We start from the raw sequence: 25255 nt of genomic DNA on the forward strand, positions 1-25255 counted from the left end.
GGGGAGCGGTGTGGTCGACGCGTCGGGCGTCGTCAGCTCGATCCTGTCGAGCTATCGGCGGCTCGTGGTCGAGTACCAGCGGCGCGTCACCGGTGATCCTTCGGCGCTCAACGCGGCCGGACAGCGGTGCGGCGATCGGGCGTCCACGGTTTCGGGCCGGGCGGACGAGATCGGCAAAGCGGCGAAGGCGCTCAACGCGTCCTGGGAAGGCGACGCCTACACCGCGTTCGCCACGTCCGCGGCGAAACTGAGCCAGGAACTCGGCGAGCTCGGCACGAAATTGAGCGACCAGTCCAACCGGCTGCGCGCGGGCGCGCAGGCCCTGCAGGGCGCGAAGTCCTGTGTGGACTCGATCCTCGCCCAGTTCGACCAGTACGCCGCGCAGCTCACCAGCCAGGCGCGGACGGCGAACGCGAACGCGGTCAACGCGTTCATCTCCGCCGCCCGCCAGCTCGGTGAGCGGGCCGCGCAGGCCGCGCAGGAGATCGCCGACGAGCTGAGCGAAGAGCTCGCGCGGCTGTTCCCACCGGAGGCCACCGGCCGGATCGAGCACGAGCTCGGCAAATGGGGCCGCGGCCCGTTGTACTGGCTCAACGGCGAGACGCTCGACGGCCGCAAACGTCCTCGCTCGCATCCTTCCTGGTTCGGCAATTCCGGCTGGAAGAAGCTCACCTGGGACGGTCTCGAAGGCACGCGCGCCCCGCGCGCCGGCGACACGCCGTTCGGCAGGCCGAAGCCGGAAGGCCTGCGTGACAAGGCCTGGGGCAACACCGAGATCACCTACGCCAAGTGGAAGCAGGAGCAGGACGGCTTCACCCCGGGGTGGGACGCCAAAGTCTCGTCGCAGGGCTGGGACGTCAAGGCGTCCGGTCACGCCGAATTGGCCGCCTTCAAGGAAGAACTCGAAGGCAAGAAGGAATGGGGCGTCGCTTCGGGCAGCGCCAAGGGGACCGCGTTCGTCGGCGGCGAGGTGAACGGCTCGCTCCAAGCGGGCGCGCACGGGGTCGGCGTGCACGCCAACGCCTTCGTCGGAGGTAAGGTCGAAGGCGAGCTCGCGGCGGACGTGGCCGGGGTGGGCGTCGGCGCGAGCGGCACCCTCCAGTACGGAATCGGCGCGCAGCTCGACGGCCAGGCGGTTTACGACGCCGGGCACATCAAGGTCAACTTCAAGGCGGGCGTCGCCCTCGGTCTCGGTGCCGGGATCGGCGCGAAGATCGACATCGACCTGCCGAAGATCGCGGACACCGTCGGCGAATACGGCGGCGCGGCCGTCGACGCGGTGAGCGGCGCGGCCGGTCAGGCGGCGGACGCGGTCGGCGAGGCGTGGGACGACGCGGTCTCCTACGTGGGCACGTGGTGACGGGAATGAGTGCTATGGCGACGCAGGACCGGGTTTCCCTCCCGCTCGGATTCGACATCCCCGAAGGCTGGTTCCCGGTCGAGCCGTCGTCCGTCGGCGCCGAGGGCGCGGTCTTCGTGGCCGTCCATCCCGGAACGGACGCGGAGTTCACCCCGAACATCACCTTGAGCGTGGGACAGCGGCCCGACCAGGCCCAGATCACCGACATCGCCGACGAGGCCGTCGAGCGGCTCGGCCGGACGATGGCCGCGCTCGAAGTGGTGCGGCGCAAGGTGATCGGCACCGGGATCGCGCCGGGGGTGACGCAGGTGCTGCGCATCCGCACCGGCGAGGGGCAGGACCTCGTCCAGACGCAGGTGCAGCTGACCGTGCCGGGGGCGAGCCCGGCCGAACGGCTGATCCTCGAGATCGCCTGTACCGCAACGCCCGAGGCGGCCCGCGGCCTCGGCGAAGACTTCCGGCGGTTCGTGGGCAGTGTCCACGTCCGGCGGGATTTCACCGCAGATGAAGGAGAAGACTCGTGACCACCGACCCCTACGCCATGCCGGACATGGACGAGTTGCTGGACCAGGTCCGCAAGCAGACCGAAGAGGTGCAGCGCATCCAGCGTTCGGTCGAGGCGATGGAGGTCAAGGCGCACTCGCGGCAGAACGAGGTCACCGTCGTGCTGCGCGGTGACGGCCGGTTCACCTCGATCGACATCGACCCGCGCGCGCTGCGCCAGTACGACGCGCGCAACATCTCCGAGATCGTGCTGGAGGCGGTCAACAACGGGCTGCAGAAACTGGCCGAGGCCAGCAGCGCCAAGTTCGCCCCGGTCATCGAGTCCGCCAAGTCGATCGAAGCATGACGGCCGCGATCGCGGGCTCCACCCGGCGCGTCACGGTGGTGACACCGCGGGCGCGCGTCGACGTGGCGTTGCCGCAGCAGAGCACGTTCGCCGAACTCGTCCCGCAGCTCGTGCGGCTCGCGGGCGCTTCGGGGCAGGCGTCGGCCGAGCATCCCGGGTGGGTGCTGTCCCGGCTCGGCGGTGCTCCGCTCGCGCTCGGGCTCACGGTCGCCGCGGCGCAAGTGCGCGACGGTGAAGTCCTCCATCTGACCCCGCGGGAGCGCCCGCGGGGTCCGCTGCTGTTCGACGACGTCGTCGACTCGATCGCCAGCGTCGCCGAGACGGGCACCGGCCGATGGGGACCGTCGGTGGCGCGCAAGGCGGGCATCGTCGCGTCCGTGGTGCTGTTGCTCGCCGGTGGCCTGCTGGTGCAGGCGGCGGCGTCCGGCAGTGTGCTGGCGCCGATCGGGACCGGACTGCTCGCCCTGGTCCTGGTGCTGGGCGGTGGCGCGCTGAGCCGTGCGTACGGCGACGCGCAAGCCGGTGCCGCCGGCGCGCTCGCCGGGGTCGGCGCGGCGCTGCTGGCCGGGATGTCGATCCTGCCGCCGCATCCGCTGTTCTCCCTGTCGGCAGGGCCGCTGGCCGCCGGACTCGCCGTGGTGACCGTGTACGGCGTGATCGCGGCCGTTTCGGTGGCGGACCGGCTGCCGTGGTTCGTCGCGGTGACCGTGTCGGCCGGGCTCGGCGCGATCACCACCGCCATCGTCCTGCTGGCCGACGTCCGCGCGGTTTCCGCGGCCGCTGTGGTCGCCGTCGTGGCGACAGCGCTGGCCGCGGTGGCGCCGATGATGGCGCTGCGGCTGGGCAGGCTGCCCTTGCCGCGCGTGCCCGACGACATGGACGCGTTCCGCGCCGACGAGAACGCTTCGCTCGGTGAGGACATGATCGGCGGCACGACCTACGCGCAGGCGCTGCTGACCGGGCTTCTCGTCGCGCTCGGGGTCACCGTTGTCTCGGCTTCGGTGGTCCTGGCGTCTTCCGGCGGGGCTTGGGAAGCGGGCTTGTGCGCGCTGCTGGGGCTGGCGCTGATGTTGCGTTCGCGCGCGTTCGCCGGTCGGTCGCAGCGGCTCGTGCTCATCGGTTTCGGCGCGGCCGCCTTGGCTTCGGCCGGTTTCTGGCTCGCCGCGGGTGGTCCGCGTTCGTTCGTCTTCGCCGCGGGCTGCGCCGTCGTCGTCGCCGCGGGGGTCTGTCTAACGTACGCGACCCGTGTCGCGAAGGGACGCCGTTCCCCTTACTGGGCAAGGACTCTCGACATCGTCGAGTTCCTGGTGCTGCTCTCGCTGATCCCGTTCGTCGGCATGATCGCCGGTGTCTACGAGGCCGTCCGGGGCTGACCCGCCCTTCACGCGTTCAGTCCTCTGGATGCGGTACTCGCCAAGCGCGAGGATCGCATCCAGAGGACTGATCGCGTTTATACGTCCGTGGCGGATTCCTTCCCTACCCTCAGAGAGGAAAGGAATCCGCCACGGACCGTCCCCTCAGTTCTCCAGCGCCAGCGGCAAGGTCCGCCGGACCGCCGCCGCGTGCCGTCCGTGCAACGGGGTCACCGCGATCCCGCTGGGTCGCGCCGTCTCCGCCCCCGGGCGTCCGCCGACCCGGATGGTCACCTCGGACTTCTCCCGCCCGCCAGGGGAGCGGTACAGCGTGTACGAAGTCGCGGTGAACGCCGAGCCGGGAACGTGAAGATCCAGTGTGCGCGCGAGATCCCGCTCCGACCGGGGCCGGTAGCAGACCTGCGAAGCGCCGCCCCAGTCCCAGGAACGCCATCCGTCCACAGGCGCCTCCTGGCCGCTGCCGAGCGCGACGCGGAGTTCTTCCGCCACCTCGCCGGCTTCGAGCACGGTGCTCTCGAACCCGGCCTCGGCAAGCGCGCCCATCAACGACAGCGCCGCGCAGGCGGTGCTCCGCAGCGCGCCGAGTTCGCCGCCGCCGCGGGCGAGCGCCGCGATCGGCGCGTCCTCGGGCCGGTACCGGACGCTCAGCCACCGGACCCGGAGCAAGGACTGTCCATTGGGGACTGTCCAGGTCAGCAATTGCGCACTGGACAAAGGGATTCCGGTGCTCGCGTACGCCTCGCGCAGGATGCCGGCCAGGGTGTCCGGTCCGGGCTGCATGGCGCCGGGGGTGAGCCGCACGATGGCGCTCCAGCCGTCGCCCACCTCGGCGACGCCGAAACGGTTGCCCGCGCGGTCGACGTGCTGGCGCACCCGGACGGGACCGGCGAGCCGGTGCAGCGGATCGGGGACCGCGTTCTTGTCGCGCCGCTTCAGCCGGTAACGGGCCCAGGTGAGCAGCCAGCCCGCGGCGTGGCGTCCGGCGAAGCGGACCGACGTCGTCAGTACGAGGACACCCGCGGCGGCGGTGACGCTGATCTGAGCGGCCTGCGGGATCCCGTCGACGGTGAAGGCCAGCAGGATCGCGATCCCGGCGATCTCCCAGAGCGCCGCCTGGAGCGGGCGGATCGGCAGCAGCCATGGCAACGGCGCCGCGCCCGCGACGCCATGAGCGGGCGTCTGTTCCGGGGCCGGGCGGGGTGTCCCCACCGCCGGGGCTTCAACCGACAAGGAATTCCCCTCCTCCGTGCACGCGCCCGACGGTAGCCGCGCCCCGCGCGGGGGAGGGGCGTAAAAATTACCCTCACCGTGCGGTGGGGTCGGAACTTAACGTGAGCACCCTCGAACGAGGTGGGCACGAACGGCGGGGGACGGGAGCGTGTGGACGCAGCGGGACCAGATCCAGGCCTACCAATTCCTCCGCCGGAGACTGGTTTCGGCACTGGTCTCGGCTGACGCCAACCATCCGGTCGCCCCGAGCCGCAGGCTGGTCATCGGCACCCTGTGCGGCCTCGGCGTCGCACTGCTGGTCACCGCGGTGTTCGGCGTGATCGGCCTGCTGAACCCCTCCGGCGGCAAGGACTGGCTGGCGGGCGGCAAGGTGATCGTCGAGGAGGGCACCGGCGCGCGCTACATCCTCGGTCAGGACGGCGCGCTGCATCCCGTGCTCAACTACGCCTCCGCGCGGCTGATGGCGGGCGGCAACGGTGAGGCCACTGTGACCGTCCCTTCGGACAAGCTCGCGAAGGCCCCGCGCGGTTCGCAGATCGGCATCCCCGGCGCCCCCGACTCGCTCCCCGCGGCCGCCGCGCTGGTGAAGACCCCGTGGACGAGCTGCTCGCGGACGACCCAGGACGCGCCCGCGTCGGCCGAACCGGAGACGACGGTGCTCCTCGGCGCGCCCGCCGCCGGGGTCGATCTGCCGAAGGACCAGGCCGTCGTGGTCCGCGTCCCCGAGGGCGACCGGTATCTCGTGACGGCCGGACGCCGCTACAAGCTCACCGCGGAAGCCGCCACGGCGCTGCAGTTCGACACCTACCCGGCGATCGCGGTGTCGTCCCGGTGGATCGGCACCGTCGCCGCCGGACGCGATCTGGCCTACCGCGCGGTCGAGGACGCCGGGCGACCCGGTCCGAAGGTCGGCGGTACCGCGACGAAGGTCGGCGGTACCGCGACGAAGGTCGGTTCGGTGCTCGGCGTCGTCGACGCGATGGCTTCGCCCGGCGACGCGACGTCGTACTACCTCGTCCACGCCGACGGACTCGAACCGATCGGCCAGACCGAGGCGAGCCTGCTGATCAACACGCCGCAGAACGCCGACGCCTACAGCGGCGTCCCGGCCCCCGTCGCGGTGCGCGCGGCCGACGTCGCCGCGGTGGCGAAGGTGGGCGCGGCGAGGGCCGGCGGAGCCGATCCCGCCGAGTATCCGGACCGGATCCCGCGAAAAGCGCCCGTTACCGGACAGTCCGTGACGCTATGCGCGCAGGGTTCTCGAATCGTTATCTCCGCACAGGTCCCGTTGCCGCAAGGTGCGAAGGCGATCCCGGTGACGGCGCGCACGGACGCGCTGGTCGCCGACGCTGTCTTCGTGCCTCCGTCGGGAGGCGCGGTGGTGGCGGAATCCGGTTCCGGCACGGTCTACGTCGTCACCGACACGGGCCAGAAGTACCCGGTGGCGAGCACAGAGGCACTCGCTTCCCTCGGTTACGGCCAAGCTGAACGGCAACCGGTTCCGAATGGATTGCTGGCACTGGTTCCGCGTGGGGCCGCGCTGGATCCGGCGCAGGCAGGCCGTGCGGTGTCCGCGGCGGGTGGGACGGGGTGAGCGGGAACGTGCAGATGACTGAAGACAGGCCGGAGACCGACCGGGTCGACGTCGCGGTGATCGAGGACCATCCGTTGTACCGCCACGCGGTGGTCCGGGTCCTCACCGAGGCCGAGGGGATCGAACTCGGCGCGGTGGTCGATTCGGTCGCCCGGTTCCACGTCCATCCGCAGCCGCCCGGCAGCGTGGTGCTGCTCGACCTCGGCCTGCCGGGGATCGCCGGGGCGGCGGCCGTGCTCCAGGTGTGCGAACTGGGACATCACGTGCTCGTGGTGTCCGCGCAGGCGGAACCCGAGCAGGTGCTCGGCGCGATCGCCGCCGGTGCCAAGGGTTTCCTGTCCAAGGACGTCGATGTCGACGAGCTGCTGATCGCGATCAGGACGGTCGCGCAGGGCCGGGCCTACGTCTCCGCGGTGGTGGCCGGAATGATCATCAAGGACAACGCCGACCGTCCCGTGTCGGCTCCGGACGTCGCGCTCTCCGCGCGGGAGAAGCAAGTCCTCCGGCTGGTCGCGGCGGGCGAACGCGACGTCGACATCGCCCGCATCCTGGGCATCGGGGTCCGGACGGTGCGCGGTTATCTGGACCGGATCCGTGACAAACTCGGAGAGAGAAGGCGGGCCGGTCTGGTCCGCAAGGCCATCCAGCTCGGGCTCGCGTCTCCGCCGGAGGTGCCCGGCCCGTCTCGGCCGGTCGCGCCCCGCGACGACGCGGGCGGATTCGAAGGACGCCGGTGAACGCAGACGAGCAGCAGCCGAAACGCAGTACGCCGATCAACGTCGGGGTGATCGAAGATCATCCGCTGTACCGGGACGCCGTCGCGCGCGTCCTCACCGAAGCGCCCGACATCGAGCTGGGCGCCGTCGCCGATTCCGTCGCGCGGTTCGCCGTCCAGGAACAGCCTCCGGGCAGTGTCGTCGTCCTCGACCTCAAGCTGCGCGGTGTCCAGGACGCCGCCGCGGTGCTCGAAGTGGGACAGATGGGGCACAAGGTGCTCGTGGTGTCCGCGCACGCCGAACAGCCCGAAGTGCTGGGGGCCATGCAGGCCGGGGCGAAGGGTTTCCTGTCCAAGGACGTCGACGGCGACGAACTCCTGCGCGCCATCCGCACCATCGCCGAGGACAACGCCTACGTGTCGCCGACGCTGGCCGGAATGATCATCCAGGACAGCGAAGACCGGCACGCCGGACCCAAGATCGTGTTGTCCGAACGGGAGAAGCAGGTGCTGCGGCTGGTCGCGGCCGGTGAACGGGACGTCGACGTGGCGGAGATCCTGAACATCAGCGTGCGGACGGTGCGGTCCTATCTCGACCGGATCCGGGACAAGACGGGCGAACGGCGGCGGGCCGGGTTCGTGCGGGTGGCGATCCGCGAGGGCCTGTTGCGCTAGCCCCACGCATTTCGTCCTCTGAATGCGGTACTTGCCTCGCGCAAAGACCGCATCCAGAGGACTAAACGCGCGGCCCCGAGAAGTTCACCCGCAGCGTGTAGACCGAACTGGACGCGGTGATGAACAGGTCGTTCCACCGCGGCCCGCCGAAGGTCAGGTTCGAACAGACCTCCGGCACCCGCAGCTTCCCGATGCGCGTGCCGTCGGGCGCGAAGCAGTGCAGACCGTCGTGCGCGGCGGCCCAGACCCGTCCGGCCGCGTCCACTCGCACCCCGTCGAATCCACCGGCGTCGCAGGTGGCGAAGATCTCGCCGCCGGAGAGCCGTCCCCCGGCCACCGAGAAAACCCTGATGTGACTGGGGTTCTGCCGCGTGTCCGCGATGTAGAGCAGTGATTCGTCGAGGGAGAACGCGAGTCCGTTCGGGCGCGTGAAGTCGTCCGCGACGATCCGCACGGAGCCGTCCAGCGGGTCGGCGCGGTAGACGTGGCAGGCGCCGATCTCGCTTTCCGCCTGATGACCTTCGTAGTCGCTGTCGATCCCGTAGCTGGGGTCGGTGAACCAGATCGCGCCGTCCGAACTCTCGACGACGTCGTTGGGGCTGTTGAACTTCTTGCCCTGATAGGTGTCCGCGAGCACGGTGGTCGTGCCGTCGTGCTCGGTGCGCGTCACCCGGCGGCCGCCCTGTTCGCAGCTGACGAGCCTGCCCTGGCGGTCGACGGTGTGCCCGTTGTGGAATCCGGCGGGTTCGCGGAACACGCCGACCGCGCCCGTGGTCTCGTCCCACCGCAGGACGCGGTCGTTCGGGATGTCGCTGAAGACCAGGTACCGGCCGGCGGGGAAGTAGGCGGGCCCCTCGGTCCACCGGCAGCCGGTGTGCAGGCGCCGCATCCACTCGTCCCCGTTGACCCGGGCGAACCGTTCGTCCAGGACTTCGAAGTGCGCTTTGACCATGTCCATGAAAACCCCCAGCAAGCCGAACAAGATACTGAGATAATCATGAACCGCCGAACTTGATATGGTCAACCCGTGGATGACATAGATCGCATGCTGCTCAGCGAGTTGCAGCAGGACGCGACCCAGGCGTACGCCGCGCTCGGCAAGGCGGTCGGCTTGTCCGCGGGCGCCGCGCACGAGCGGGTCCGCAAGCTGCGCGAACAGGGCGTCATCCGGCGCACGACCGTCGACGTCGACCCGGCGGTGGTCGGCCGGGGAGTGATGGCGTTCGTGCTGGTCGAGGCCGGTTCGTGGATGGGCGATTCGCCGACCAAGGCCGCGCTGGAGGCGTTGCCGGAGGTCGTGGAGGCGCACATCATCGCGGGCCCGGCCTCGCTCCTGGTGAAGGTGCGCACGCCGACCACCGAGGAGTTGCAGGCGTCGTTACGCAGGCTGTACGCCATCGAAGGCGTCACCGGGACGCAGACGATCGTGGTGCTCGAATCCTTCTTCGAGCGGCCCGTGAATGTCAGAGGCGACGGTTCGCCAGGGCCCCCGTCGCCGCCCGCGCCTTCCCGCTGACCGCCGGATCGAGGTCGACGACCACGAGTTCCGGCCCGGCGCCCAGCTGGGTGTGGACGCGGCCGAAGCCGTCGGACACCGTCGAGTAGCCGATTCCGGTCGGCGCCTTCGGGTTCACCGGGGTCGACGTCGTGGCCGGATCGGCCTGACCGCAGCCGAGGATCCAGCAGCCGGAGTCGAGCGCGCGGGCGCGCACCAGTACCTCCCACTGTTCGCGTTTGCCCTCGCCCGCGCCCCAGGACGTCGGCACGAGGACGATGTCGGCGCCTTCGTCCGCCAGCTTCCGGAACAGTTCGGGGAAGCGGATGTCGTAACAGGTCGCGACGCCGAACGTGACGCCGTCGACGTCGAAGGTGACGGGCGCGGTCCCCGGCGCGACCGTGTCGGACTCGGCGAACCCGAACGCGTCGTACAGGTGGATCTTGTCGTAGCCGAAGTGATGCCCGGCACCGGTGACGAGCAGCGTGTTGCTCACGCGCCCGTCGGGCGACGGCGTGAACATGCCCGCGACGACCACGACGCCGTGTTCTTCGGCGATGGACGCCACACTGGACGCCCACAGGCCGTCGAGGGGCTGCGCGACGGGCTTCAGCGAGGTCCCGAAGCGCACCATCGTCGCCTCGGGGAAGACCACGACCCGCGCGCCGTCGGCGGCCGCGGCCGCCACGCCTTCGCGAATCAGCTTCAGGTTCGTTTCGGGATCCTCGGCCGTCGTGAGCTGGCACAACCCGATTCGCGGCACGGAGGCCTCCCTCATCGTGGGATCGCTGGTCACCACCCCAGTGTGCCTGCTCGGGGCGATCCGGCCACCTCGTACCCTTGACCCATGCTGAACCGTACCGACCTGCGTGGACAGGTCCCGTCCGTTGCCGAACTCAGGAGCACGCTCCCGCGTGCCGAGTACGACGTGGACGCGGCGCTGCATCACGTACGGCCGGTGGTCGAGGCGGTCCGCGAGCGCGGCGTCGAGGCGGTTCTCGAGTACACCGAGAAGTTCGACAAGGTCCGCCCCGCCGGTGTCCGCGTGGCCGCCGCGGAGCTCACGAGCGCGCTCGAAAACCTGGACCCCGCCGTCCGCGAAGCGCTGGAGGAGTCCATCGTCCGCGCCCGGAAGGTCCACGGCGATCAGCGCCGCCAGGACGTCACCACCGAGGTCGTCGACGGCGGCACCGTCACCGAACGCTGGATCCCGGTCGAGCGCGTCGGGCTGTACGCGCCGGGCGGGCTCGCGGTGTACCCCTCGACCGTGGTGATGAACGTCGTCCCGGCGCAGATCGCCGGCGTCGGCACGCTCGTGCTGTGCTCGCCGCCGCAGGCCGCGTTCGGCGGGCTCCCGCACCCGACGATCCTGGCCGCCGCCGAACTGCTCGGCGTCGACGAGGTCTGGGCCGTCGGCGGCGCGCAGGCCGTCGCGCTGCTCGCGTACGGCGGCACCGACACCGACGGCGCGACCCTGGAGCCGGTCGACATCGTCACCGGGCCCGGCAACATCTACCTCACCGCGGCCAAGCGGCTGCTGCGCGGCATCATCGGCATCGACTCCGAGGCGGGCCCGACCGAGATCGCGATCCTCGCCGACGAGACCGCCGACCCGGTGCACGTCACCGCCGACCTGATCAGCCAGGCCGAGCACGACCCGCTCGCCGCGAGCGTGCTGGTGACCACGTCCGAGGAGCTCGCGGACGCCGTCGACAAGGAGCTGACCGGCCGTGTCGCGGCGACCAAGCACTCCGAGCGGGTGACGGAGGCCTTGGGCGGCAAGCAGTCCGGCGTCATCCTGGTATCCACCGTGGACGACGGGATCCGCGTCGTGGACGCGTACGCCGCGGAACACCTGGAGATCCAGACCGCGGACGCGCGTGCGGTCGCGGCCCGCGTGCGCAACGCCGGCGCGATCTTCGTCGGGGCGTACGCGCCGGTCTCGCTCGGCGACTACTGCGCCGGGTCGAACCACGTGCTGCCCACCGGCGGGTTCGCGCGGCACTCGTCCGGTCTTTCGGTGCAGAGCTTCCTCAAGGGTGTGCACGTCGTCGACTACAGCGAGGACGCGCTGCGCGAGATCGCCGGCCGCGTCGTCGCGCTGGCGAACGCCGAAGACCTGCCCGCGCACGGCGAGGCCATCACGGCGCGGTTCGAGGGGGAGCGGGCATGACCATCGGCGAGGAGATCACGCTCGACGCGCTCCCGCTGCGCGAGGACCTGCGGGGCAAGACCCCGTACGGCGCGCCGCAGCTCGACGTGCCGATCCGGCTCAACACCAACGAAAACCCGTACCCGCCGCCGGACGCGCTGGTGGCCGACGTCGCGGAGGCCGTCCGCGCCGAAGCCGCTTCGCTGCACCGGTACCCGGATCGCGACGCCGTCGCGCTGCGGCAGGACCTCGCCGATTACCTCGCGGTCTCCACCGGCGTGCTGGTTTCGGAGTCGAACGTGTGGGCCGCCAACGGATCCAACGAGATCCTGCAGCAGATCCTGCAGGCCTTCGGCGGCCCCGGCCGGTCGGCGCTCGGCTTCGAGCCGTCGTACTCGATGCACCCGATCATCTCGGCGGGCACCCGCACCGACTGGCTGCCGGTGCCGCGTCGCGACGATTTCAGCCTCGACACGGAGAAGGCGGCCGCTCTGGTGGGCGAACGCCGTCCGGACATCGTCTTCGTGACGAGCCCGAACAACCCGACCGGCGGCTCGATCCCGTTCGGTGAGCTGCGCGGTCTGCTCGAAGCGGCGCCGGGGATCGTCGTGGTCGACGAGGCGTACGCGGAATTCTCGTCGCAGCCGAGCGCCGTCGAGCTGCTCGAGGAGTATCCGGCGAAGCTGATCGTGTCGCGCACGATGAGCAAGGCGTTCGCCTTCGCCGGTGGGCGGCTCGGGTACCTGGCGGCCGCGCCCGCGATCGTCGACGCGCTGCAACTGGTGCGGCTGCCGTACCACCTCTCGAAGCTCACTCAGGCCGCCGCACGGGCCGCGCTGCGGCACGCGGACGCCACGCTCGCCTCGGTCGCCAAACTCGCGGCCGAACGCGACAGGGTGGTGGAAGCGTTGCTGGGCTTGGGATTCACGCCGGTCCCGAGCGACGCGAACTTCGTCCTCTTCGGGCGGTTCGCGGACGCGCCCGCGACCTGGAAGTCCTATTTGGACAACGGCGTGCTGATCAGGGACGTCGGCATCGAAGGGCACCTGCGGGTGACCATCGGGACGCCGGAGGAGAACGACGCCTTTCTCGAGGCCAGCAAGGAGGTGCCGCGATGAGTCGCGTCGGCAAGGTGGACCGCACCACCAGGGAATCGTCCATTTCGGTCCAGCTCGACCTGGACGGCACGGGACAGGTGGAGATCGACACCGGTGTCCCGTTCTACGACCACATGCTCACCGCGTTCGGCGTGCACGGCTCGCTCGACCTCAAGGTGCAGGCGACCGGTGACGTGCACATCGACGCGCACCACACCGTCGAGGACACCGCGATCGTGCTCGGCCAGGCGCTGCGGCAGGCGCTCGGTGACAAGAGCGGTATCCGCCGGTTCGGCGACGCGTGGATCCCGATGGACGAAACGCTCGCGCACGCCGCGATCGACGTCTCCGGGCGCCCGTACTGCGTGCACCTCGGTGAGCCGGAGCAGTTCAACAGCTTCACCATCGGCGGGAACTACCCGTTCGTGCTGACGCGGCACGTGTTCGACTCGCTGTCGTTCCACGCGCAGATCGCGCTGCACGTGCGGGTGCTGCACGGCCGGGACCCGCACCACATCGCGGAGGCCGAGTACAAGGCCGTCGCGCGCGCTCTGCGTGCGGCCACCGAGCCGGACCCGCGCGCGGGCGGCATCCCGTCCACGAAGGGCGTCCTCTAGCCCCGCGTTTCGTCCTCTGGATGCGGTCCTTGCACGCGCAACTACCGCATCCAGAGGACGAACTGCGTGGTGCCGCACCCGGCGGGCTCGGGGAGGCGCGGATGTGGCAGCCTGGCGGGCATGAGTAACTCGACCATCGCCGTGCTGTTGTTCGCGCTCGGCGGCTTCCTGATCGGCGGCGTCTACGCGACCTGGAAGAGCGTCAAGTTCATGGCCGTCGTGCTGGGCATCGGCGCGCTGCTGGCGATCGGCGGCGCCATCGCCTGGCTGGCCTGAGCACCGGCGGTAAATCGGCTGCGCCCCGCGACGGTGGCGGGCATGCTGTCCGGCATGTCCGGAAACCCGCGCACCGTCGCCGAAGTCATCCGGCTTCAGCGATCGGGGAGCCGCGTCAAGTTCCTGTTCTTCTGGGGGCATCAGCCCCGGCGTGACGGCACGATCGGGCCGGAGTGCTTCAGCCAGTGGTGGCCCGCCCGGTTCACCGCGGACGGCGAAACGTTTTCGACGGCCGAGCATTACATGATGTGGCGCAAGGCGGTCCTGTTCGACGACGCCGAGAGCGCCGCGCGAATCCTCAAGGCCCGTCACCCGCGTGAGGCCAAGGCTTTGGGCCGCGAAGTACGGGGATTCGACCAGAGCCGCTGGGAGGCCGAGCGTTACGGCATCGTCCTCGACGGAACGGTCGCCAAGTTCGGGCAACACCCGAACCTGCGGGATTTCCTACTCGGCACCAAGAGCCGGGTGCTGGTCGAGGCCAGTCCGCTGGACGCCGTCTGGGGCATCGGGCTCGCGGCCGACCATCCGCACGTCGACAACGCCGAACGCTGGCGTGGCCTGAACCTGCTCGGCTTCGCACTCGGCGAGGCCCGCGCAGGGCTGAAGGGGACTTTCCCCGCATGACATGCGACGAAAGTCCCCTTCACCGCGTCTAACGCGGGTAAAGCGTCCTTCAGCTCCGCACCAGTTCACGCTCGTCAGGAGCGTCCAGCTGCTTCGCGAGCTTCTCGCCTTCGACATCGACATCCGGCAGCACGCGGTCCAGCCACTTCGGCAGCCACCAGGCGCCGCGCCCGAGCAGCGACATCAGCGCGGGCACGATGGTCATCCGGATCACGAACGCGTCCACCAGCACCCCGAAGGCCAGCGCGAACCCGATCGATTGGATCAGCGAGGACTCCGCGAGGACGAACCCGGCGAACACACTGATCATGATCAGCGCGGCGGCGACCACGACACGGGAGCCGTGCCGGAAGCCGGTGACCATCGCCTGCTGCGGGTCGGCGCCATGGACGTATTCCTCCCGCATCCGCGTCACCAGGAACACCTGGTAGTCCATCGCGAGCCCGAACAGCACACCGATCAGCAGGATCGGCAGCATGCTCATGATCGGCCCGGTCGTCTTCACCCCGAGCAGGTCGGTGAGCCAGCCCCACTGGAACACCGCCACCACGGCACCGAACGTCGCGACCACGGAGCCGAGGAAGCCCAGCGTCGCCTTCAGCGGGACCACGATCGAGCGGAACACCAGCATCAGCAACAGGAACGCGAGCCCGACGATCAGCGCGAGGTACGGCAGCATCGCATCGGCGAGCTTCTCCGAGACGTCGATGTTGGCCGCGGTCTGGCCGGTCACCGCCAGCGACGCGCCGGTGGCCGAACCCAGTCCCGCGTTCAGGCCGCGGATGTCGCTGACGAGGTCTTCGGTCGCGGTGCTGCTCGGACCACTCTTCGGGATGACGGTCAGCAGCGCCAGGTCGCCGTCCCGGTTGGTCTTCGGCGGCGTGACGATCGGGCGCTCTTCGAGTCCGCCGATCCCCGCGGCCGCCTGCTGGAGCGCGGCCTGCCGGTCGGTGCTGCCGGCGAGGTCGACGACGATCACCAGCGGGCCGTTGGCGCCTTCGCCGAAGCTGCGGGCGACGGTGTCGTAGGACTTGCGCTGGGTGGTGTCCGGTGCGGCGGTGCTGTCGTTCGGCAGGCCGAGCTGCATGCTCGCAGCCGGAATGGCGACGATCGCGAGCCCGGCGATCGCGGCGATCAGCACCGGGATCCGGTGCCGGGCCACGAAACGCGCCCAGCGCTCGCCGTGCGTCGTCGCGCTTTCCTTGCGGCGCAAGCGGATCTTGCCACCGGCCAATTTGCCGCCCGCGAACCCGAGGATGGCGGGCAGCAGGGTGAGCGCGATGACGACCGCGATGGCGACGGTGATCGCCGCGGCGACGCCCATCTCGCCGAGGAACGGGATGCCGACGACGGTCAGGCCCGCCAGCGCGATGATCACGGTCAGCCCGGCGAACACCACGGCGGAGCCCGCCGTGCCGGTGGCGCGTCCGGCCGCTTCTTCCGGATCACGGCCGATGCTCAGTTCGTGCCGATAGCGGGAGACGATGAAGAGCGCGTAGTCGATGCCGACCGCGAGGCCGATCATCAGCGCGAGCACCGGCGTGTTCGTGTTCAGTTCCAGGAAACCGGACGCCGTCGTGATGCCCGCCATGCCGATCCCGACGCCGATGAGCGCGGTCAGCAGCGGGATCCCGGCCGCGAGCAGCGAGCCGAAGGTGATGATCAGGACGATGGCGGCGACGGCGACACCGAGGCCTTCGGTGGCGTTCGTGGCGGGCATCGCCTGGACGGCGTCACCGCCGAAGTCCACGGTGTACCCGGCGGCCTTGGCCGCGTCGGCGGCGGCCATCAGGCCTTCGCGGTCGGCGTCGGTCAGCTCGAAGCCCGGCACGCGATAGCTGACCTGCGCCAGCGCGACGTGCTTGTCGGGCGAGATCGACTGCATCTGCAGCGGGTCGACCACGCCGGCGACCTTCGGCGCGTCCTTGAGCCCGGTGACGAGACCCGTGATCGCCGCCCGCCCGGCCTCGTCGGTGATGTCGCCGGGCGTCGAGATGACGACGCGCGCGGTCGCGCCACCGGCGGCGGCCTCCGGGAACCGGTTCGCGAGCTGGTCGATCGCCTTCTGCGACTCGGTGCCGGGGATGGTCACCGAGTTCGAAAGCTGGCCGGACAGGGTCAGCGCCCCCGCGCCGAGGGCCACCAGGACAGCGGCCCACACCGCCGTCACCAGTGCCCGGCGCCGGAACGAGAACCGGCCCAGGCGGTACAGGAAGCTGGCCACGAAACATCTCCCGTTCACTCGATCAGGTTCATTCCAAGCTAGCCGATCGGCTAGTGGCCTACAAGCCGATCGGCAAGTGTGTGACTAGCCGCACGGCTAGTACTCGTTTGGCCCGACGGGCACGCTTGACGTAATCTCCGACGGCTGAACGAGGAGGGATCATGGACGTCGTCCACGCGGAGGACACCCGCACGCGACTACTGAACACGGCGTTGCGGTTGTTCACCGAACACGGCGTGGAAGGCACCTCGCTGCAGATGATCGCGGACGCCCTCGGCGTCACGAAGGCCGCCGTCTACTACCACTTCAAGACGAAGGCGGAGATCACCGAATCCGTCGCCGAGCCGGTGCTGCTCGAACTGGAAGGCATCGTCGATGACGCCCGCGCCCAGCGCACCCGCGGCGCGCAGATCGACCATCTGCTGGACGGTTTCGTCGACCTCGTGGTGCGGCACCGCTCGCTGGTCGCCCTGTTCTCCAGCGACCCCGGCATCGCCCGGGCGATCGAGAAGTCCGTGCACAGCTCGGCCAGCTTCAAGAACCGGCTGCTGGAGATCCTGGTCGGTCCGGATCCGGATCTCACCGCGATCGTGACGGCCCAGGTGCTGCTGGCGGGGATCGCCGTCGCCGGCGGTTCGCCCGAGGTCGCGTCGCTCGACGACGAGACGCTGCGCGAGACGCTTCTCACCGTCGGCCGCAAGCTCTACAACCGCCCGCGCCGCCGCGCCACGTGACCGATGTGTTCAAGACAGGCGCCGCGATCCGCGCGAACCTGTCGGCATGAACATCGATCTGAAGTCCGCGGCCACGTTCATGGCCACCCAAGCCCGCCTGCTCGACAGGCGGCGTTTCGAGGTCCTTTTCCGCGACGGTGACCCGGCGGCGGCGCTCGCCGCGCTGGAGGGATACCGCAATCCCGACGGCGGCTACGGCCACGGGCTCGAACCCGACTGCCGCTCCGCGACCAGCCAGCCCGGAGGCGCGCTGCACGCCTTCGAGGTCTTCGCCGACGTCGGCCCGGCGACAAGTCCGCGCGCGGCCGAACTCTGTGACTGGCTCGCCTCGATCTCGTTGCCCGACGGCGGGATCCCGTTCGCTCTGCCGATGCCGGATCCGGCGGGCAGCGCGCCGTTCTGGGCGAACGCGGACCCGTCGGTCTCCTCGTTGCAGATCACCGCGATCGTCGCGCTGGTCGCGCGTCGCGTCGCGGCGCATGATCCGGCCGTCGCCGCGCATCCTTGGCTGGCGAACGCCACGCGCTACTGCCTCGACGAGATCGAGAAGCTCGACGAGGCGCCGCACGCGCTCGTACTGGCCTTCGCGATGAAGCTGGTGGACGCGCTGGGTGACGCGCGCCTGGCCGGGAAACTGGGCCGGTTCGTCCCGGACGACGGCGTGGTCGCCGTCGGCGGCGGGATCGAGGGCGAGGCGATGCGCCCGCTCGACTTCGCCCCCGAACCGGACGGGCCGGCGAGGAAGCTCTTCAGGCCGGAGGTCATCGATGCGGATCTGCGCCGGGTGGCGGGCGGGCAGCACGAAGACGGTGGCTGGCGGGTCGACTACACCAGCTATTCGCCCGCGGCCGCGCTGGAGTGGAACGGGCTGTTCACCGTGAACACGCTCTCGCTCCTGCGTGCCAACGGTCTCGCCTAGGAGAGACGGCGCAGGAACTCCGGCGGGACCGCGGCGGTGAGCCAGACGCCGTTCGCGCTCACCTGGAACTCGTGTCCGGCGGACGCCATGCCCCGCGCGTCGACGAGGAGCACGACCGGGACGCCGCGCCTGCCGCCGACCGTGCGCGCGGTCCCGACGTTTGCGGAAAGGTGCACGGCGTGCCGGTTCATCGGCCGGAGCCCCTCGTGCAGGATCGCGTCGAGGAACCGGGACACGGTGCCGTGATAGAGCACGTCGGGCGGGGTGGCGGCGGGCAGCGCGAGGTCGACCTCGACGCTGTGGCCCTGGCTGGCGCGGATCCGCAGTCCGTCATCGTCGAAGGCGAAGCGTCGTTTGTCGTTGCCCTCGACCACTTCGTCGAGTTCGGCGCGGGTGAGACGCAAGCCGTTGCGCCGCAGGGCGGCCAAGAGCGTGTCGACTTCGACCCAGCCGTCGGAAGTCAGCGTGATGCCGATGTCGCCGGGTGCGTGCCGCAGATGCCGGGAGAGCCGTTTCGAGGCCCGGATGAGGTGTTTCTTGTCCATTTCGCGTACCAGTGACGCACATCCGGCCCCGCGTGGCAACGGAATTCAGATGCCGCCCTCGGAAGCCGGGCGCAGTTTGCCCGCGCCGGGGCCGAAACGGGACATCTGGTCGTCGGCGTTGTAGAGCCCGCAGCTGCGCAGGGACAGGCAACCACAGCCGACACATCCGGTCAGCCTGTCGCGCAGGCGCTGCAACGCGTCGATCCGCGCGTCGAGCTCGTCCTGCCAGCCGCGCGAAAGGCGTGCCCAGTCGGCCTTGGTGGGGGCGTGGTCCCTCGGCAGGGTCTCCAGTGCCGAGCTGATGTCGTCCAGGCTGAGGCCGACCCGCTGCGCGGCGCGGATGAAGGCGATCCGGCGCAGCACCGACCGCGCGTAGCGCCGCTGGTTGCCCGCCGAGCGCTCCGAGCTGATCAGCCCTTTGTCCTCGTAGAAACGCAAAGCCGTGTGGGGCACGCCGCTGCGGTCGGCGACCTGTCCGATGCTCAGGTGTTCAGCCAGTCTCGTCACGTCGCCAGGCTAGCCTTGACTTCGACCTAAGTCGAGGTTGCACGCTCGGTTCATGACCACCGACACCAAGACCGGCTACGAGGATCTGCCGCGGCTGATCTCGCTGATGACCGGGGACGAGAAGCATCAAGCCGCCGCGGAGTCCACTGTGGACGTCCTGTGGGTGCTCTACGACCGCGTGCTCGACATCACGCCGGAGACCTTCCGTGATCCCGGACGCGACCGCTTCCTGCTGTCGAAGGGGCACGGGCCGATGGCCTACTACGCCGTCCTGACGAAGAAGGGCTTCATCCACGAAGAGGAACTCGCCGATTGGACGTCGGCGGAGTCCCGGCTCGGGCACCATCCCGACCGGGCGAGGCTCTCCGGCGCCGAGATCGCCAGCGGGTCGCTCGGCCACGGGCTCCCGCTGGCCATCGGCACCGTGTTCGGCCTGCGCGCCAAGGGCTTCCGCGACGCCAAGGTCGTCACCCTCGTCGGCGACGCGGAACTCGACGAAGGGTCCAACTCCGAGGCCATCGCCGTGGCGGGCCGCATCGGCATGCCACAGCTGACCGCTGTCGTCGTCGACAATTCCTCCGCCACCCACGGCTGGCCGGGCGGGATCGCTCGCCGGTTCGAGGTCGAAGGCTGGGTCACCCGCACCGTCGACGGCCGTGATCACGAGGCCCTCTACGAAGCCTTCACCACACCTCATCCGGACCGGCCGCTCGCCGTGGTCGCGACCGTCGAGCGAAAGGCCTGAACCCGTGGACATGCGTGAAACGTTCCTCAACGCCGCCGCCGAGATCCTCGACACCGACCCGAACGTCGCCGTCGTGCTCGCCGACATCTCCGCGGCACAGCTCGCCTTCGCCGCCAGGAAACATCCCGACCGGGTGCTCAACGTCGGCATCCGCGAGCAACTGATGATGAGCACCGCGGGCGGGCTGGCGCTCGCCGGGATGCGCCCGATCGTCCACACCTTTTCGTCGTTCCTCGTGGAGCGGGCCTTCGAGCAGGTCAAACTCGACCTCGGGCACCAGGACGTCGGCGCCGTGCTGGTGTCTTCGGGCGCGTCCTACGACATGCCCACGGCCGGGCGGACGCACCAGGCTCCCGGTGACGTCGCGCTCATCGACACGCTGCCCGGCTGGACCGTGCACGTGCCGGGGCATCCCGAAGAGGCGCGGCGGCTGCTGCTGGAGTCCATCCCGGGCAACGGACGGGTCTACCTCCGGCTTTCCGCGCAGGAGAACGCGAAACCGCACCTGGGTGTCGGCCTGCAAACGCTGCGCGAAGGCGGCCGCGGCGTCGTGGTGGCCGTCGGGCCGATGCTCGACCGGACCCTGGAAGCGACCGCCGACCTCGACGTGACCGTGCTCTACACCTCGACGATCCGGCCGTTCGACGCCGCCGGGCTGCGCTCGGCCGTCGAGGCCGCGGGCAGCACCGACGTCGTGCTGGTCGAGCCCTACCTCGCGGGGACCTCCGCGCACGCGGTGGGGAGCGCGCTGTCCGAGACACCGCACCGGCTGCTCTCCCTCGGTGTCCGGCGCGACGCCGAAGTCCGGATCTACGGCGAAATGGCCGACCACGATCTCGCGCACGGTCTCGACGCCGGCTCGATCGCCTTGTCGGTCAAGGAATTCCTCCGCTAGCGTCGCCGGATGACGAAGATCCGCCCGCTCGCGCTCGGGGTCATCCGCCGAGGTGAAGACCTTCTCGTGTTCGAAGGCCGCGACAACGCCAAAGGGGAGACCTACCACCGTCCGCTCGGCGGCGGGATCGAGTTCGGTGAGACCGCCGCCGAAGCGCTGCACCGCGAGTTCCAGGAGGAACTCGCGGCGGAGCTGACCGCGGTCGAGCAGATCGCCGTGCTGGAGAACGTGTTCACCTTCGAAGGCAGGCCGGGGCACGAGATCGTGTTCCTGTTTACCGCCGAGCTGACCGACAAGTCGTTCTACGAGCGTGACGAGGTCGGCGTGGTGCTCGACGACGGCGCGCGCGTGCATTGGCTGCCGATGGCCGACGTGACCAGTGGCAAGGCGATCCTGTACCCGGATGGACTCGCGGACCTCCTCTCAGCGCAGGACTGACCGCGCTGTCGGCGCCAGTTCCCGTTGCAGCCACGGACGTTCGAGCCTGCTTTCCAGCTCGGCGCCCGTCTTGGCGAGGAGTTCTCGGTGTTCTTCGGTGACCTTCGCGAACCAGACGAACACCGTTTCGTTTTCTCTCACGGGAAGCCGGGGGAAGGTGTTCTCCGCGGGCTCTGTTTCGAAGTGGCCGAAGGTCTCCACGCCGGATTCGCGCAGAACCGGGGCCACGGTGTCCGCGAAGTGCTCGGAGAACTCCTTGACGGGCCCGATCGGATGGCACACCGTCGCCAGCACGACGGACCCCTCGGCGCCGTCCGGAACGGGGAAGCCCGGCCCGGACGGGCGTAGCAGCAGGACGTCCGAGGAGTCGATCATCGTTTCGTTCGCCGCCGGGCCGTGTTCACGCCACACGGGTCCGCCGTAGAACGCCCCGAGCGCGGCCCGCCTGGTCTCCATGTCCCGGAAACCGCGCAGCCAAACGAACTTGTCCGGCTCCGCCGGTTCGCGGAAAAGGCCGAACAGGCGCATGCCACAGGCTTCCTGGCTCTCCACGAACTCGCGTTCGAAGAGCTCGATCAGCTCGTCGCGGCGGCCGGGGCGCAGGGTGTACCGGCGCAGCTCGACGACGGACTGGAACTCGGCGGAATCGGTCATGCGCGGGACCCTAGAGGCCCGCACCGACAGTTTCGGTGGGCTCAGCGGAAGGCGGCGATCCCGGTGACCGACTGGCCGAGCGAGAGCGCGTGCATCTCTTCGGTGCCTTCGTAGGTCAGCACGGTTTCGAGGTTCGACATGTGCCGCATCACCGGGTACTCCAGCGAGATCCCGTTGGCGCCGAGCATGGCACGCGCTGTCCGGGCGACCTCCAGCGCGGAGCGGACGTTGGCGAGCTTGCCGAAGCTGACGTGGTTGTGGTGCAGCGTCCCGGCGTCCTTGAGCCGTCCGATCCGCAGCGCGACCAGGCCCGCGCGGTTGACCTCGACGACGAGGTCGGCGAGCTTGCGCTGGGTGAGCTGGAACCCGGCCAGCGGCTTGCCGAACTGTTCCCGGCTCAGCGTGTACTCCAGCGCGGTTTCGTAGCAGGAGCGAGCGGCGCCGACGACGCCGAACAGGATCCCGTACCGGGCTTCGTTCAGGCAGGACAGGGGCCCGCGCAGCCCCCGGACCTCGGGGAACGCCGCCGCCTCCGGCAGGCGCACGCCATCGAGCACGAGTTCCGCCGTCAGCGAGGCCCGCAGGGACAGCTTGTGCTTGACCTCGTTCGCGGTGAAGCCCGGTGTGTTCGTCGGGACGACGAAGCCGCGCACGCCCTCGTCGGTCTGTGCCCAGACGACCGCGACGTCGGCCACGGTTCCGTTGGTGATCCACATCTTCGTGCCGCTCAGCACCCAGTCCGAGCCGTCGCGCACCGCGCGGGTCCGCATCCCGCCGGGGTCGCTGCCGGCGTCCGGTTCGGTCAGCCCGAAGCAGCCGAGCGCCTCACCGGCGGCCATCCTGGGCAGCCACTCCTGCTTCTGCTCCTCGGTGCCCCATTTGTGGATCGCGTACATCGCCAGCGAACCCTGCACCGAGACGAAGCTGCGCAGCCCGGAGTCGACGGCCTCCAGTTCGCGGCAGGCGATGCCGTAGGCGACGGCGCTGGTCCCGGCGCAGCCGTACCCTTCCAGGTGCATGCCGAGCAGTCCGAGCTGCCCGAATCCCTTGGCGAGTTCGGCGGCGGGCAGGGCGCCCGATTCGTACCAATCGGCGATGTTCGGCAGGAGCTGGTCCTGCGCGTAGGAACGCACGGCGTCACGGATGGCCCGGTCCTCGGCGGAGAGCTCGGCGTCGAGATCGAGGAAGTCGCGCGGATCCGGGCTGCTGCTCATGCGGTCACTCCTGGTCGGCTCGGTGAGGCGTGGCTCCAAGAAGAAAACCACACACCGGACCGGAGTCGAGTGTCAGCGATCGCGCCATCCCGTGGTCTTCGTCACCTGAACCGATGCCGAGACCGCCACGCTGGGGGCGGAGCGCTGCTTCTGCTTCGGGATCAGCAGCTCCGCGAAGGTAGGGAAAGGCACGCTGTCGATGTCCTCGCGCCAGGCGTCGAGCAGGCAAGTCAGCTCGTCCGCGTCCTGCATTGTTCCTCCAGAAGTGCAGGGCGGTCCTGCGCCGGCCTTTCACTCGGAGGCCTTAATACCCAGTCGAGTGAAGGTCGAAACAGGGAATCCGCAGAAAATCCGGTCCGCTAACCTGGGCGCGTGGCTACTCCTCGCGTGGTGATCCTGGACTACGGGTCCGGCAACCTCCGGTCCGCCGAACGCGCCGTCGAGCGCGCCGGCGCCAATGTCGAGGTCACCGCCGACCCCCATGCCGCGCTGGAGGCCGACGGCCTGGTCGTCCCCGGTGTCGGCGCCTTCTCGGCCTGCATGGAGGGGCTGCGGTCGGTGTCGGGGGAGAAGATCATCGGCAAACGCCTCGCCGGCGGCCGTCCCGTGCTGGGAATCTGTGTCGGCATGCAGATCCTGTTCGAACGCGGTGTCGAGCACGGCGTGGAGGCCGAGGGCGCCGGTGAGTGGCCGGGCACGGTCGACAAACTGGAGGCCGACGTCCTGCCCCACATGGGCTGGAACACCGTTCGCGCGCCCGCGGACTCACAGCTGTTCGCCGGGCTCGACGCGGACACGCGGTTCTATTTCGTGCACTCCTACGCCGCGCGGACCTGGGAACTGGACTCCGGCCTCGCCGGGCAGCAACCCAAGGTGACCTGGGCGAACCACGGCCAGGACTTCGTCGCCGCCGTCGAGAACGGCCCGCTGTGGGCGACGCAGTTCCACCCGGAGAAGTCCGGGGACGCCGGGGCCCACCTGCTGCGCAACTGGATCGAGACCCTCGCTTAGAGTGGGCGCGTGACTTTCACGCTCCTTCCCGCCGTTGATGTGGCCGATGGCCAGGCCGTGCGACTCGTCCAGGGCGAGGCCGGCACCGAAACCTCCTATGGCAGCCCGCTGGAGGCGGCGCTCGCCTGGCAGCGCGACGGGGCGGAGTGGATCCATCTGGTGGACCTCGACGCCGCCTTCGGCAAGGGCTCCAACCGCGAACTGCTCGCCGACGTCGTCGCGAGGCTCGACGTCCAGGTGGAACTGTCCGGCGGCATCCGCGACGACGCTTCCCTGGAGGCCGCGCTGGCCACCGGCGCCCGCCGGGTCAACCTCGGCACCGCCGCGCTGGAGGACCCGGAGTGGACCGCGAAGGTCGTCTCCTCCTACGGCGACCGCGTCGCCATCGGGCTGGACGTGCGGATCACCGAGGCCGGGCACCGGCTGTCCGCCCGCGGCTGGACACAGGACGGCGGTGACCTCTGGGAGGTCCTCGACCGGCTCGACCGCGACGGCGCGCAGCGCTACGTCGTCACCGACGTGAGCAAGGACGGCACCCTCCAGGGCCCGAACATCGACCTGCTCCGCGAGGTCGCCGCCCGCACCGACGCGCCGGTCATCGCCTCCGGCGGCGTGTCCAGTGTGGACGATCTCCGCGCGCTGGCCGTGCTGGCCCGCGACGGTGTCGAAGGCTCCATCGTCGGCAAGGCGCTCTACGCCGGCGCGTTCACCCTTCCCGAGGCGCTCGCCGCCGTCGCGGAGTTCTGAGCTTTACCTCCCGGGTAATCGACGCCACGCGTTCGTTCGGTCAGGATTCCTTCCAGGACGACAAACCTGGGAGGACATCATGACCGCGTACGGCATCGCCCACCTTCGCCCCACCGGCGCTCCGACCGAAGAGGTCCTCGAGTACCTGGAGCGGATCCAGGCCACGCTCGACCCCTTCGGCGGCAAGTTCCTCGTGCACGGGGCCGAGGTCGAGGTCCTCGAAGGGGAGTGGCCGGGCGCGCTCGTGATGATCGGTTTCCCGAGCATGGCCGTGGCCCGCGAGTGGTACGCGTCGCCCGCCTACCAGGAGATCCTGCGTCTGCGGGCGGACCACATCCCCGGTGACCTGATCCTGGTGGAGGGGTGCGGGCCGCACCACGACTCGGCGGCGATGGCGGCGGAGCTGCGGGCGCTGCAGACCTCGTGAGTGGTAAGTCGTGTTCTCTTGAGGGGTAAGGCAAAGGTGTCGCTGCTTGCGACCACCCTGACCGAACGGTCACCGCCGCTCCTGCCCGCGGCTCAAGTACATGATGGCCCCCTTCCTTGCGCCTAGCGCAAGGAAGG

General features: G+C 70.0%; 30 protein-coding genes. 21 read left to right on the plus strand and 9 right to left on the minus strand.

Annotation, left to right across the window (positions count from 1 at the left end):
* The first annotated feature begins 10 nt into the window (after positions 1 to 10).
* Genes ACFWMR_RS19995 through eccD form a run of 4 tightly spaced genes read left to right on the plus strand, consistent with a single transcriptional unit; the run spans position 11 to position 3583 of the window.
* Positions 11 to 1360 carry a WXG100 family type VII secretion target gene (locus ACFWMR_RS19995; protein ID WP_378379421.1) on the plus strand — a complete coding sequence of 450 codons (1350 nt, stop codon included), beginning with the start codon at positions 11 to 13 and terminating at the stop codon, positions 1358 to 1360.
* Between the two features lie 14 nt (positions 1361 to 1374).
* Positions 1375 to 1884 (plus strand): hypothetical protein, encoded by a 510-nt coding sequence (locus ACFWMR_RS20000; RefSeq protein WP_378379422.1) that lies wholly within the window; start codon positions 1375 to 1377, stop codon positions 1882 to 1884.
* Positions 1881 to 2210 carry a YbaB/EbfC family nucleoid-associated protein gene (locus ACFWMR_RS20005; RefSeq protein ID WP_005155307.1) on the plus strand — a complete coding sequence of 110 codons (330 nt, stop codon included), beginning with the start codon at positions 1881 to 1883 and terminating at the stop codon, positions 2208 to 2210. The genes ACFWMR_RS20000 and ACFWMR_RS20005 overlap by 4 nt, the downstream gene beginning before the upstream one ends.
* Positions 2207 to 3583, plus strand: coding sequence for a type VII secretion integral membrane protein EccD (eccD, locus tag ACFWMR_RS20010; RefSeq protein ID WP_378379423.1), 1377 nt, complete (start codon positions 2207 to 2209; stop codon positions 3581 to 3583). The genes ACFWMR_RS20005 and eccD overlap by 4 nt, the downstream gene beginning before the upstream one ends.
* A 144-nt stretch (positions 3584 to 3727) precedes the next feature.
* Here the strand turns inward: eccD and ACFWMR_RS20015 are convergent, their stop codons facing one another.
* The gene (locus ACFWMR_RS20015) at positions 3728 to 4813 is read right to left on the minus strand and encodes a type VII secretion protein EccE (protein WP_378379424.1); all 1086 of its coding nucleotides are present in this window, start codon (positions 4811 to 4813) and stop codon (positions 3728 to 3730) included.
* Positions 4814 to 4961: 148 nt separating this feature from the next.
* Here ACFWMR_RS20015 and eccB point away from each other — a divergent pair, with 148 nt between their 5' ends.
* From eccB to ACFWMR_RS20030, 3 genes are read left to right on the plus strand one after another with little or no spacing between them, the layout of a single operon-like run.
* A complete protein-coding gene (eccB, locus tag ACFWMR_RS20020) occupies positions 4962 to 6407 on the plus strand; it encodes a type VII secretion protein EccB (RefSeq protein WP_378379425.1) in 1446 nt (481 codons plus the stop codon).
* 14 nt (positions 6408 to 6421) lie between these two features.
* Positions 6422 to 7144 carry a response regulator transcription factor gene (locus ACFWMR_RS20025; protein ID WP_244199557.1) on the plus strand — a complete coding sequence of 241 codons (723 nt, stop codon included), beginning with the start codon at positions 6422 to 6424 and terminating at the stop codon, positions 7142 to 7144.
* Complete coding sequence (locus ACFWMR_RS20030) at positions 7141 to 7797, plus strand: response regulator (protein WP_016335996.1); 657 nt, start codon at positions 7141 to 7143, stop codon at positions 7795 to 7797. Before ACFWMR_RS20025 ends, ACFWMR_RS20030 begins: the two co-directional genes overlap by 4 nt.
* Before the next feature lie 61 nt (positions 7798 to 7858).
* Here the strand turns inward: ACFWMR_RS20030 and ACFWMR_RS20035 are convergent, their stop codons facing one another.
* Complete coding sequence (locus tag ACFWMR_RS20035; protein ID WP_378379439.1) at positions 7859 to 8755, minus strand: SMP-30/gluconolactonase/LRE family protein; 897 nt, start codon at positions 8753 to 8755, stop codon at positions 7859 to 7861.
* A 69-nt stretch (positions 8756 to 8824) separates the two neighbouring features.
* On the opposite strand from ACFWMR_RS20035, the gene ACFWMR_RS20040 reads away from it, so the two are divergent.
* On the plus strand, positions 8825 to 9313 hold the full coding sequence (locus ACFWMR_RS20040; RefSeq protein ID WP_378379426.1) for an Lrp/AsnC family transcriptional regulator: 489 nt from the start codon (positions 8825 to 8827) through the stop codon (positions 9311 to 9313).
* On the opposite strand, the gene ACFWMR_RS20045 is transcribed toward ACFWMR_RS20040, so the two are convergent.
* Positions 9261 to 10055, minus strand: coding sequence for a carbon-nitrogen hydrolase family protein (locus ACFWMR_RS20045; protein WP_378379440.1), 795 nt, complete (start codon positions 10053 to 10055; stop codon positions 9261 to 9263). The genes ACFWMR_RS20040 and ACFWMR_RS20045 overlap by 53 nt on opposite strands.
* Positions 10056 to 10139: 84 nt before the next feature.
* Here ACFWMR_RS20045 and hisD point away from each other — a divergent pair, with 84 nt between their 5' ends.
* The 5 genes from hisD (at position 10140) to ACFWMR_RS20070 (ending at position 14058) form a co-directional block, all read left to right on the plus strand.
* Entirely contained in the window at positions 10140 to 11465 is a 1326-nt protein-coding gene (gene hisD, locus ACFWMR_RS20050; protein WP_378379427.1) for a histidinol dehydrogenase, read from the plus strand.
* Positions 11462 to 12562: a histidinol-phosphate transaminase gene (locus ACFWMR_RS20055; RefSeq protein WP_378379428.1), complete on the plus strand. Its 1101-nt coding sequence runs from the start codon at positions 11462 to 11464 to the stop codon at positions 12560 to 12562. Before hisD ends, ACFWMR_RS20055 begins: the two co-directional genes overlap by 4 nt.
* Complete coding sequence (gene hisB / locus ACFWMR_RS20060; RefSeq protein WP_005155296.1) at positions 12559 to 13158, plus strand: imidazoleglycerol-phosphate dehydratase HisB; 600 nt, start codon at positions 12559 to 12561, stop codon at positions 13156 to 13158. The genes ACFWMR_RS20055 and hisB overlap by 4 nt, the downstream gene beginning before the upstream one ends.
* Positions 13159 to 13278: 120 nt before the next feature.
* The gene (locus ACFWMR_RS20065) at positions 13279 to 13434 is read left to right on the plus strand and encodes a hypothetical protein (protein ID WP_005155295.1); all 156 of its coding nucleotides are present in this window, start codon (positions 13279 to 13281) and stop codon (positions 13432 to 13434) included.
* A 54-nt stretch (positions 13435 to 13488) separates the two neighbouring features.
* On the plus strand, positions 13489 to 14058 hold the full coding sequence (locus ACFWMR_RS20070) for an NADAR family protein (protein WP_378379429.1): 570 nt from the start codon (positions 13489 to 13491) through the stop codon (positions 14056 to 14058).
* A gap of 49 nt (positions 14059 to 14107) precedes the next feature.
* On the opposite strand, the gene ACFWMR_RS20075 is transcribed toward ACFWMR_RS20070, so the two are convergent.
* The gene (locus ACFWMR_RS20075) at positions 14108 to 16282 is read right to left on the minus strand and encodes an MMPL family transporter (RefSeq protein ID WP_378379430.1); all 2175 of its coding nucleotides are present in this window, start codon (positions 16280 to 16282) and stop codon (positions 14108 to 14110) included.
* A gap of 161 nt (positions 16283 to 16443) precedes the next feature.
* Here ACFWMR_RS20075 and ACFWMR_RS20080 point away from each other — a divergent pair, with 161 nt between their 5' ends.
* Positions 16444 to 17016: a TetR/AcrR family transcriptional regulator gene (locus ACFWMR_RS20080; protein WP_093932719.1), complete on the plus strand. Its 573-nt coding sequence runs from the start codon at positions 16444 to 16446 to the stop codon at positions 17014 to 17016.
* Between the two features lie 46 nt (positions 17017 to 17062).
* Positions 17063 to 17935, plus strand: coding sequence for a hypothetical protein (locus ACFWMR_RS20085; RefSeq protein ID WP_378379431.1), 873 nt, complete (start codon positions 17063 to 17065; stop codon positions 17933 to 17935).
* Here ACFWMR_RS20085 and ACFWMR_RS20090 read toward each other — a convergent pair.
* Both ACFWMR_RS20090 and soxR read right to left on the minus strand, forming a co-directional pair.
* Positions 17932 to 18480, minus strand: coding sequence for an RNA 2'-phosphotransferase (locus tag ACFWMR_RS20090; RefSeq protein WP_378379432.1), 549 nt, complete (start codon positions 18478 to 18480; stop codon positions 17932 to 17934). The two genes, ACFWMR_RS20085 and ACFWMR_RS20090, sit on opposite strands and share 4 nt — an antisense overlap.
* 45 nt (positions 18481 to 18525) lie before the next feature.
* Entirely contained in the window at positions 18526 to 18987 is a 462-nt protein-coding gene (gene soxR / locus ACFWMR_RS20095; protein WP_005155287.1) for a redox-sensitive transcriptional activator SoxR, read from the minus strand.
* 52 nt (positions 18988 to 19039) lie between these two features.
* On the opposite strand from soxR, the gene ACFWMR_RS20100 reads away from it, so the two are divergent.
* Genes ACFWMR_RS20100 through ACFWMR_RS20110 form a run of 3 tightly spaced genes read left to right on the plus strand, consistent with a single transcriptional unit; the run spans position 19040 to position 21065 of the window.
* Entirely contained in the window at positions 19040 to 19732 is a 693-nt protein-coding gene (locus ACFWMR_RS20100; RefSeq protein ID WP_093932716.1) for a transketolase, read from the plus strand.
* Between the two features lie 4 nt (positions 19733 to 19736).
* On the plus strand, positions 19737 to 20627 hold the full coding sequence (locus ACFWMR_RS20105; RefSeq protein WP_378275896.1) for a transketolase family protein: 891 nt from the start codon (positions 19737 to 19739) through the stop codon (positions 20625 to 20627).
* 9 nt (positions 20628 to 20636) lie between these two features.
* Positions 20637 to 21065, plus strand: a complete 429-nt coding sequence (locus ACFWMR_RS20110; RefSeq protein ID WP_378379433.1) for an NUDIX hydrolase — start codon at positions 20637 to 20639, stop codon at positions 21063 to 21065.
* Here ACFWMR_RS20110 and ACFWMR_RS20115 read toward each other — a convergent pair.
* The 3 genes from ACFWMR_RS20115 to ACFWMR_RS20125 all read right to left on the minus strand — a co-directional run bounded on the left by ACFWMR_RS20115 (position 21051) and on the right by ACFWMR_RS20125 (position 23185).
* Positions 21051 to 21719, minus strand: coding sequence for an NIPSNAP family protein (locus ACFWMR_RS20115; RefSeq protein ID WP_378379434.1), 669 nt, complete (start codon positions 21717 to 21719; stop codon positions 21051 to 21053). The two genes, ACFWMR_RS20110 and ACFWMR_RS20115, sit on opposite strands and share 15 nt — an antisense overlap.
* A 41-nt stretch (positions 21720 to 21760) precedes the next feature.
* The gene (locus tag ACFWMR_RS20120) at positions 21761 to 22933 is read right to left on the minus strand and encodes an acyl-CoA dehydrogenase family protein (protein ID WP_378379435.1); all 1173 of its coding nucleotides are present in this window, start codon (positions 22931 to 22933) and stop codon (positions 21761 to 21763) included.
* A 72-nt stretch (positions 22934 to 23005) separates the two neighbouring features.
* The gene (locus tag ACFWMR_RS20125; RefSeq protein WP_378379436.1) at positions 23006 to 23185 is read right to left on the minus strand and encodes a hypothetical protein; all 180 of its coding nucleotides are present in this window, start codon (positions 23183 to 23185) and stop codon (positions 23006 to 23008) included.
* A gap of 135 nt (positions 23186 to 23320) precedes the next feature.
* On the opposite strand from ACFWMR_RS20125, the gene hisH reads away from it, so the two are divergent.
* The 3 genes from hisH (at position 23321) to ACFWMR_RS20140 (ending at position 25118) form a co-directional block, all read left to right on the plus strand.
* Positions 23321 to 23944 (plus strand): imidazole glycerol phosphate synthase subunit HisH, encoded by a 624-nt coding sequence (hisH, locus tag ACFWMR_RS20130; protein ID WP_093932710.1) that lies wholly within the window; start codon positions 23321 to 23323, stop codon positions 23942 to 23944.
* 9 nt (positions 23945 to 23953) lie between these two features.
* A complete protein-coding gene (gene priA, locus ACFWMR_RS20135) occupies positions 23954 to 24691 on the plus strand; it encodes a bifunctional 1-(5-phosphoribosyl)-5-((5-phosphoribosylamino)methylideneamino)imidazole-4-carboxamide isomerase/phosphoribosylanthranilate isomerase PriA (RefSeq protein WP_378379437.1) in 738 nt (245 codons plus the stop codon).
* Between the two features lie 79 nt (positions 24692 to 24770).
* Entirely contained in the window at positions 24771 to 25118 is a 348-nt protein-coding gene (locus tag ACFWMR_RS20140; protein WP_378379438.1) for a DUF1330 domain-containing protein, read from the plus strand.
* Positions 25119 to 25255: the final 137 nt, after the last annotated feature.

Origin of the sequence: Amycolatopsis thailandensis (assembly GCF_042723255.1) — a bacterium.
In the GTDB taxonomy this organism is placed as follows: domain Bacteria; phylum Actinomycetota; class Actinomycetes; order Mycobacteriales; family Pseudonocardiaceae; genus Amycolatopsis; species Amycolatopsis thailandensis.

Coding starts and splice junctions, on each gene's coding strand:
- ACFWMR_RS20000 (WP_378379422.1), top strand. CDS start 1,375: ATGGCGACGCAGGACCGGGTTTCCCTCCCGCTCGGATTCGACATCCCC.
- eccD (WP_378379423.1), top strand. CDS start 2,207: ATGACGGCCGCGATCGCGGGCTCCACCCGGCGCGTCACGGTGGTGACA.
- ACFWMR_RS20025 (WP_244199557.1), top strand. CDS start 6,422: ATGACTGAAGACAGGCCGGAGACCGACCGGGTCGACGTCGCGGTGATC.
- ACFWMR_RS20035 (WP_378379439.1), bottom strand. CDS start 8,755: ATGGACATGGTCAAAGCGCACTTCGAAGTCCTGGACGAACGGTTCGCC.
- hisD (WP_378379427.1), top strand. CDS start 10,140: ATGCTGAACCGTACCGACCTGCGTGGACAGGTCCCGTCCGTTGCCGAA.
- ACFWMR_RS20055 (WP_378379428.1), top strand. CDS start 11,462: ATGACCATCGGCGAGGAGATCACGCTCGACGCGCTCCCGCTGCGCGAG.
- hisB (WP_005155296.1), top strand. CDS start 12,559: ATGAGTCGCGTCGGCAAGGTGGACCGCACCACCAGGGAATCGTCCATT.
- ACFWMR_RS20065 (WP_005155295.1), top strand. CDS start 13,279: ATGAGTAACTCGACCATCGCCGTGCTGTTGTTCGCGCTCGGCGGCTTC.
- ACFWMR_RS20070 (WP_378379429.1), top strand. CDS start 13,489: ATGTCCGGAAACCCGCGCACCGTCGCCGAAGTCATCCGGCTTCAGCGA.
- ACFWMR_RS20080 (WP_093932719.1), top strand. CDS start 16,444: ATGGACGTCGTCCACGCGGAGGACACCCGCACGCGACTACTGAACACG.
- ACFWMR_RS20085 (WP_378379431.1), top strand. CDS start 17,063: ATGAACATCGATCTGAAGTCCGCGGCCACGTTCATGGCCACCCAAGCC.
- ACFWMR_RS20090 (WP_378379432.1), bottom strand. CDS start 18,480: ATGGACAAGAAACACCTCATCCGGGCCTCGAAACGGCTCTCCCGGCAT.
- ACFWMR_RS20100 (WP_093932716.1), top strand. CDS start 19,040: ATGACCACCGACACCAAGACCGGCTACGAGGATCTGCCGCGGCTGATC.
- ACFWMR_RS20110 (WP_378379433.1), top strand. CDS start 20,637: ATGACGAAGATCCGCCCGCTCGCGCTCGGGGTCATCCGCCGAGGTGAA.
- ACFWMR_RS20115 (WP_378379434.1), bottom strand. CDS start 21,719: ATGACCGATTCCGCCGAGTTCCAGTCCGTCGTCGAGCTGCGCCGGTAC.
- ACFWMR_RS20120 (WP_378379435.1), bottom strand. CDS start 22,933: ATGAGCAGCAGCCCGGATCCGCGCGACTTCCTCGATCTCGACGCCGAG.
- ACFWMR_RS20125 (WP_378379436.1), bottom strand. CDS start 23,185: ATGCAGGACGCGGACGAGCTGACTTGCCTGCTCGACGCCTGGCGCGAG.
- ACFWMR_RS20140 (WP_378379438.1), top strand. CDS start 24,771: ATGACCGCGTACGGCATCGCCCACCTTCGCCCCACCGGCGCTCCGACC.